1 protein-coding gene and 1 pseudogene are annotated in these 2,278 nt (G+C 66.5%); one reads left to right on the top strand and one right to left on the bottom strand.

The window, feature by feature from the left end:
- Window positions 1-210 precede the first annotated feature (210 nt).
- Window positions 211-958, top strand: a pseudogene (locus ACFWBB_RS42565) (IS481 family transposase); the annotation flags it as partial.
- 436 nt (window positions 959-1,394) lie between these two features.
- On the opposite strand, the gene ACFWBB_RS42570 reads toward ACFWBB_RS42565, so the two are convergent.
- Entirely contained in the window at window positions 1,395-2,183 is a 789-nt protein-coding gene (locus tag ACFWBB_RS42570) for an IS5 family transposase (protein WP_385284681.1), read from the bottom strand.
- Window positions 2,184-2,278: the final 95 nt, after the last annotated feature.

Consider the following 2,278-nt stretch of genomic DNA (forward strand, 5'->3'; position numbering starts at 1 on the left):
TTGCCCCCTGCTCTACACCGGGGGGGGGGGGGGGGGCCCCCGGGCACCCCCGCCCCACACCGCGCTGGCGTACCAGATGTCGCGGGCTAGTTGTATCGCCTCGGGAGGTTGTGGACGGGTGATGCAGGTCTCGGCTGAGGCGTCTTGAACGGGTGAGGGCCTTCCGGGTTCGGTGTGGATTGCGACGTCTACACCGACCGAAAGGCCCTCGTGCCCCACCGTAATGCAGCCCTGACCGAGACCGGCCGTCTGCGCCTGGCCCGCTGCGTGGTCGAGGATGGCTGGCCGCTGCGCCGGGCCGCCGAACGCTTCCACGGCCCAGCGGTGGGCCGCCCGCTACCGCGATCACGGCGAGGCGGGCATGCGTGACAGATCCTCGCGCCCGCATCAGAGCCCACACCGGACCCCGACCCGCACCGAGCGCCGGATCATCAAGGTCCGCCTCGCCCGCCGGTGGGGGCCGGCCCGCATCGCCCACCTGCTTCGCCTGGTGCCCTCGACCGTGCACCGCGTCCTGACCCGCTTCGGGCTGGCCCGGCTCTCCCACCTGGACCGGGCCACCGGCCGCGTCATACGCCGCTACGAACGCGAGAAGCCCGGCGAGCTCGTCCACGTGGACATCAAGAAGCTGGGCAACATCCCCGACGGTGGCGGTCACAAGACCCTGGGCCGCCAAGCCGGCCGCAAGAAGCGGCCCCGCCTGGGCTACAGCTACATCCACACCGCCGTCGACGACCACTCCCGCCTCGCCTACAGCGAGATCCTGGCCGACGAGAAGAAGGAAACCGCGACCGCCTTCTGGCAGCGGGCCCACGCCTACTTCACCAGCGTCGGGATCACCGTCGAGCGGGTCCTGACCGACAACGGCTCCTGCTACAAATCCCACGCCTGGCGCGACGTCCTGGCGGCGGCCGGGATCACCCACAAGCGAACCCGGCCCTACCGGCCCCAGACCAACTGCGAGGATCTGCAAGCGCTCTTCCGGCCGGTCTGACCCACAGACCAACCGGCCGCTCGTGCCTTGTTGCCGATGCGTCGGCCGGCCGGGAGGGTGCATGCGGCTGCACCGGCGGACCGTCGGATGTGACCTGATAAGAGCCTGGCACCACGCCTCATCGCAGTTGTGTCTCCGGTGCTCCGTCGGTGCGGCTCCAGCCCCACGGACCGCCAGGAGGACAGGTTCTCAACAGTTCCGGCACGAGCGTGACCCTCGGAGTCGACACCCACGCCGACGTCCATGTCGCTGTTGCCCTCGACCAGCTCGGGCGGCGGCTGGGCACGCTCGCTGTCCCCTCGACACCCCAGCTCGGTCTGCAAATCAACGCCAAACAACCTCTGCGGGACAAAACGCTCTTTTAGAGGGCGTTTGATCTAGGTGGATTGCCCTTTATCTCCTAGTAGGTTCCTCGCCAGGAGGGTGTCGTCTCGTCCGTTATGCGCTTGGCGAGGTTGTCGATCGAGGCGACGTGGATCATGGCCTCGGAGCTGGCGGGCAGGGTCTCGTAGTCGCGGGCGAGTCGGCGGTGCGTCATGATCCAACCGATACTGCGTTCCACGACCCAGCGCCTTTTGACCACGTGGAATCCGCGAACTCCCGGGTTTCTGTTGACGACTTCGACGTCGATTCCGAGGTTGGCTCCGTACTCGACGAGGGCGTTCTTGAAGCCGGTGTCGACCCAGCTCTTGGAGATGGTCGGGTAGGTCTTCTTGGCGTGGTCGAGTAGGCGAATTCCGACGGCGTTCTCGGAGAGGCTCGCGGCGGTGACGGTCACGGCGAGGAGGAGCCCGATCGTGTCGGTGAGGATGCCCCGCTTCCGACCCACGATCTTCTTCGCGGCATCGGTTCCCTGGCTGGTCAATGGCACGTTGGCGGAGGTCTTCACGCTCTGGGTGTCGATCACGGATCCGGTGGGCTCGGGCTTGCGCGCTTCCTTGACTCGGGCGAGGCCGACGAGGTCGTAGTTGAGCTGTGCGAATATTCCCTCGTCGCGCCAGGCGGTGTAGTAGGCGTAGACGGTGCCGTGGCTCGGGAAGTCGTGCGGGAGGTATTTCCAGGGGATTCCCGTACGGTTCACGTAGAGGAGCGCGTTGAACACATCGCGCAGTTCGACTTTGGCCGGCTGTCCGGTGGGCCTGCGGTCGAGCCGGGTCTTTCTCCAGGCCGTCAACGTCGGCTCGATTATCTGATCGTTTCAGAATGAAATGTGTTGTGGGGCTTGGCAGTTGGGTGTCGTGTCGGCAGGATCTGTTGGGTGTCCGCTGATCTTGTGCCTGATGA

Source organism: Streptomyces sp. NPDC060000 (genome assembly GCF_042737375.1).
Lineage (GTDB): Bacteria > Actinomycetota > Actinomycetes > Streptomycetales > Streptomycetaceae > Streptomyces.